We start from the raw sequence: 4,517 nt of genomic DNA, 5'->3' as shown, positions 1-4,517 counted from the left end.
CCGCGGCCGCGGCCGAGGTCGCGCCAGCATCGGCCGGGGTGTGTTTCGTCACGCTGGGGCGCCAGCATGTGCATCACTTCGAGAAGCGGCACGATCTCGAGCTTCTGCTCCGCGTCATCGATCCGCCGCATGTCGTCCGATCTGCGTCACGCAACCCTCCCTCGCGCGTCCGTCGCGTTCCCTGACGCGATCGCTGCGGCGATGCCGCCATTCCCGCGCGGCTGCGTCTGGCTTGTCGGCGCAGGACCGGGCGACCTTGGCCTTCTCACGCTGCAAGCCGCCTGGGCCCTCGCGCAAGCCGACATCGTGTTCTTCGATGCGCTGGTGAATGAGGAGGTTTTGAGGCTCACCCGCGTGGACGCCGAACTGAGCTTCGTCGGCAAGCGCGCCGGCCGTCCCTCGCCGAAGCAGCCGGAGATCACCAGCCTGCTCGTCACGGCCGCGCGGTCCGGCAAGCGCGTCGCGCGCCTTAAGGGCGGCGATCCGTATGTGTTCGGCCGCGGCGCGGAGGAGGCTCAGGCGCTTGTCGCGGCCGGGGTCCCGTTCCGGGTCGCGTCCGGGGTGACGGCGGGAGTGGGCGGCCTGGCCGCCGCCGGAATTCCCGTGACTCACCGCGAGATCAACCAGGCGGTGACGTTCATCACAGCGCATGACGCAGGCGGCGGCCTCTCGGAGCGGCTCGACTGGCCCGCGCTGGCGGCCGGGTCGCCGGTGCTCGTCGTCTATATGGGCTTCCGCCTGATGCGTGAGATCGGCACGCGTCTGCTCGCCGCCGGCCGCCAGGCGGAAGAACCGGTCGCGATCGTCTGCCACGCCACCACCGTCCGGCAGAAAGTCATCCGCACGACGCTGGGGCGGCTCGCGGCCGGCGACGCCGAGGGCGCCGAAGCGCCGGCGTTGATCGTCGTCGGCGAGGTGGTGGCGCTCGCTCCGGTCCTCAGCCCGTTCTCGTTCGCCGAGTCGATCGCATGACGGGCGCGCCCACACTCGTCGTCGCCGCGCCCTCGAGCGGGTCCGGAAAGACCATTGTGACGCTGGGGTTGCTGCGCGCGTTTCGCGACGCGGGGCTCGTCGCCGCATCGGCCAAGATCGGGCCGGACTACATTGATCCCCGCTTCCATGAGGCGGCCACCGGCCGACCTTCGGTGAACCTCGACGGATGGGCGATGCGACGGGACAGGATCCTGCGGCTGGCCGTGGAGGCGGGGCAGGGCGCGGACATTCTCGTGGTCGAAGGCGTCATGGGTCTGTTCGACCACGCGGCGGAGCCCGGCGTCGAAGGGCGCGGCGGGGCGGCCGAGGTAGCGGCGACCTTGGGCGCGCCGGTGGCGCTGGTGATCGACGCCTCGGGCATGGCGCAGTCGGTCGGAGCCGTAGCGGCCGGCTTCCGAAACTTCGCAGGCGGACCGCCGATCGCCGGCGTGGTGCTGAACAGGGTGGCGAGCGCCCGGCATGAAGCCTTGCTGCGCGAGGGCTGCGACGCCGCCGGCGTCGAGGTGCTGGGCGTTCTGCCGCGAAGCGCCGAGCTGCGGGCGCCATCCCGGCATCTCGGCCTCGTCCAGGCCGAGGAACTGCCAGAGCTCCAGAGCCTGATCCGGACAGCGGCGGAACTGGTCGCCCGAAACGTGAACTTGGACCGATTGCGGTCGCTCGCCAGCATTCCGCCGACGCCGCTCTACACGGCCTTGCCGCCGCCGGTCCCGCCTCTCGGTTCGCGCATCTCGGTGGCGCGGGACCTCGCCTTCCGTTTCGCATACCCGCATGTGCTGGAGGGCTGGCGCGAGGCAGGCGCGGAGCTCAGCTTTTTTTCGCCGCTCGCCGACGAGCCTCCCAGCTCTGAGGCGGATGCGGTGTTTCTGCCCGGGGGCTACCCGGAGCTGCACGCCGGGCGCCTCGCCGGCGCGAGCCGCTTCCGCGCCGGCGTCGCGACAGCGTGCGACTCCGGCGCGGTGATCTACGGCGAATGCGGAGGCTACATGACGCTCGGGCAGGGGCTGGTCGACGCCGATGGAGCCCGGCACGAGATGCTCGGCCTTCTCGCGCTGGAGACCTCGTTCGCCGAACGCCGCCTGCATCTCGGCTATCGGCACGCTGAACTCGCCGCGCCGGGCCCGCTCGGGGCCGCCGGATCGGTCTGCCGGGCCCACGAGTTCCACTACGCTTCCGTCGTGAGCGAACAGGGGCCGCCGCTGTTCAGGTTGCCCGACGGCGGATCAGCGGGTCTTGTTCGCGGCTTCGTCTCAGGTTCGTTCCTGCACGTCATCGACGTGGGTTGACGGCGGCTCGTGAACCGCCTCGATCAGCGAGTGCTCGACCCCAGCCGGCGGAACGCGCGCGATCGTGCATTTCCTGACCTTCGCGGGCCTGTCGCGCCACGCCGGGATCCCGTCGGCGCTTTCGGCATGTTTCAGCGCGAAGGCGACCAGCGCCTCGGCGTCGCAAGGCTCGAGGTCTCCGACCACGTAGGAGAACTTGCCTGGGGCCGCCACGACGGCCGAACAGGCGCGCGAGCAGGCGGACAGGCAGGCGATCGCCCGAACCTCCAGCTGCGATCCGGCGGGAACGTTCGCCAGCGCGTCCCGGACCGCCCGGCCCAGAGCAGCGCCCGGCCGCTCGGACGCTTCGGGGTGTCCCTCCGGGCGGCAAGTCCGGCAGATCGTGACGACCGTGCGGGGCATCAGCATCGACTCTGCGGCCGGCGGCCATACGTAGCCGGCCCTGCTTCGCCCGCGTTGACGCGGGCGCAATTCGGCCTGAACTTCAAACGCTGAGCGGCCAAGGGGATCGTATGAGGCATGGCGGTGACCTGGCGCGGGCGGAAGCCGCCTACGGACGACCACGGCAGGGATGGCTCGACCTGTCCACCGGGGTCAACCCGCACCCCTACCAGCTGCCGCCGTTCCCGTCCTCGTCTCTGACCCGCCTTCCGGAGCCTCCAGAACTGGAGAGCCTGCTGAGGACGGCGCGGCAGGCATACGAATGGCCGGAAGACGCGCCGGTCGTGGCCGGCCCCGGCGCGCAGGCGATGATCCAACTGCTGCCCTATCTGCGCGTCCGCGGATCGGTCGCTGTGGTCGGCAGGACCTATGAGGAGCACGCCTATGTGTGGGCTCGGGCCGGCCATGAGGTCACGATCTGCGACATGCAGACGGCCGAGGACGCCGATGTCGTCGTTCTGGTCAACCCGAGCACGCCGTTCGGGCGGACGACCTCTCCCGAGAAGCTCCAGAAGCTCGCCGAGCGGCTGGCTGAACGCGAGGGGCTTCTCGTGGTCGACGAGACCTATGCGGATGTGGCCCCGGAAGTGGCCCTCGGCGGGAGGCTGGCGTCGCGCGGCGTGGTCGTGCTGCGCTCTTTCGGAAAGTTCTTCGGCTTGCCGGGTCTCCGGCTCGGATTCGCGGCCGGCGACCAGGAGATGGTCAGTGAACTCGCGGGTGAGCTCGGGCCCTGGCCCGTCTCCGGGCCGGCGCTCGTCTCGGGCCTGACGGCGCTCGCCGACGAGGCCTGGATCGCCACCATGCGGCTGCGCCTTACCGTCGACGCGATGCGGCTCGACGGCATCCTCGCTCATGCGGGCTTTACGGGTCTCGCGGGGTGTGACCTTTTCCGGGCCGGCCGCCATCCGCGGGCGGCCGCCGTCCACGAGTCGCTCGCCCGCGCCGGCGTCTGGTGTCGCCGGTTCGACGACCGGCCGGATTGCCTGCGCTTCGGCCTGCCAGGCGATGACGAGGCGTTCGAGCGACTCGATACGGCCCTCAAGGCGGCTTTCGAGAAGGCCCTCTGAACCTTGTTCCTGGTCCACAACGCCATGGTCGTGCTGATCGCGCTCGGGCTCGACGCGCTGATCGGCGATCCAGCCAGGGTGTGGCGACGCCTCGCCCATCCGGTGATCGTCGCAGGCGCGGCGATCGGTGGGCTCGACAAGAGGCTCAACAGGCTCGAGCTCGATGAGCGCGTGCGCCGCAGGCGCGGCGTCTGGGCTCTCATCGTCCTGATTTCAGGCGCCGCGGCGGTCGGCTTCCTGCTGTCCTGGACGTTCGGGGGGGTGCCCTACGGCGTCCTGATCGAGGGGGCGATCGCCTCGATCCTGATCGCGCAGCGCAGCCTGTTCACGCATGTCGCAGCCGTCAGGGCGGCGTTCGAGGCTGGCGGCCTCGCAGCCGCCCGGCAGGCCGTCTCGATGATCGTCGGACGCGATCCGAAGCGGCTCGACGAGGCCGGCGTGTCCCGCGCGGCGATCGAATCCTGCGCCGAGAACTTTTCCGACGGGGTCGTCGCCCCGGCGTTCTGGTGCCTCCTGCTCGGCCTGCCTGGCCTGTTCGCCTACAAGGCGTTGAACACGGCGGACAGCATGATCGGCCACAAGACGGAGCGGCATCTGGCCTTCGGGTGGGCTTCGGCGCGGCTCGACGACTGGGCGAACTTCATCCCGGCCCGGCTTTCCGGCCTGATGATCGTGGCGGCGGCGGCGCTGAGCGGCCGCTCCGCCCGAGCCGGCCTCAGCGCCATGCGCCGCG

General features: G+C 70.9%; 5 protein-coding genes. 4 read left to right on the top strand and 1 reads right to left on the bottom strand.

The annotated features are described in order from the left end of the window. Nucleotides 1-201 precede the first annotated feature (201 nt). On the top strand, nt 202-972 hold the full coding sequence (gene cobA, locus ACIKT0_RS13495) for a uroporphyrinogen-III C-methyltransferase (protein ID WP_407105841.1): 771 nt from the start codon (nt 202-204) through the stop codon (nt 970-972). Beyond that, on the top strand, nt 969-2,276 hold the full coding sequence (locus ACIKT0_RS13490; protein ID WP_407105840.1) for a cobyrinic acid a,c-diamide synthase CobB: 1,308 nt from the start codon (nt 969-971) through the stop codon (nt 2,274-2,276). The genes cobA and ACIKT0_RS13490 overlap by 4 nt, the downstream gene beginning before the upstream one ends. On the opposite strand, the gene ACIKT0_RS13485 is transcribed toward ACIKT0_RS13490, so the two are convergent. Beyond that, nucleotides 2,241-2,678: a DUF1636 family protein gene (locus ACIKT0_RS13485; RefSeq protein WP_407105839.1), complete on the bottom strand. Its 438-nt coding sequence runs from the start codon at nt 2,676-2,678 to the stop codon at nt 2,241-2,243. The genes ACIKT0_RS13490 and ACIKT0_RS13485 overlap by 36 nt on opposite strands. Before the next feature lie 110 nt (nt 2,679-2,788). Here ACIKT0_RS13485 and cobD point away from each other — a divergent pair, with 110 nt between their 5' ends. Together cobD and cbiB are read left to right on the top strand one after the other, a co-directional pair. Further along, a complete protein-coding gene (gene cobD / locus ACIKT0_RS13480; protein WP_407105838.1) occupies nt 2,789-3,784 on the top strand; it encodes a threonine-phosphate decarboxylase CobD in 996 nt (331 codons plus the stop codon). 3 nt (nt 3,785-3,787) lie between these two features. Further along, nucleotides 3,788-4,517: adenosylcobinamide-phosphate synthase CbiB (gene cbiB / locus ACIKT0_RS13475; RefSeq protein WP_407105837.1), on the top strand; the 730-nt coding region annotated here is incomplete at its 3' end.

Origin of the sequence: Hansschlegelia beijingensis (genome assembly GCF_045505405.1) — a bacterium.
Taxonomy (GTDB): Bacteria; Pseudomonadota; Alphaproteobacteria; order Rhizobiales; family Methylopilaceae; genus Methylopila; species Methylopila beijingensis_A.
This window is presented reverse-complemented; position numbering and strand designations above follow the sequence as displayed.

Excerpts from the sequence above, each read along its gene's own strand:
- cobA (WP_407105841.1), top strand. The coding sequence starts at position 202 with ATGCCGCCATTCCCGCGCGGCTGCGTCTGGCTTGTCGGCGCAGGACCG.
- ACIKT0_RS13490 (WP_407105840.1), top strand. The coding sequence starts at position 969 with ATGACGGGCGCGCCCACACTCGTCGTCGCCGCGCCCTCGAGCGGGTCC.
- ACIKT0_RS13485 (WP_407105839.1), bottom strand. The coding sequence starts at position 2,678 with ATGCCCCGCACGGTCGTCACGATCTGCCGGACTTGCCGCCCGGAGGGA.
- cobD (WP_407105838.1), top strand. The coding sequence starts at position 2,789 with ATGAGGCATGGCGGTGACCTGGCGCGGGCGGAAGCCGCCTACGGACGA.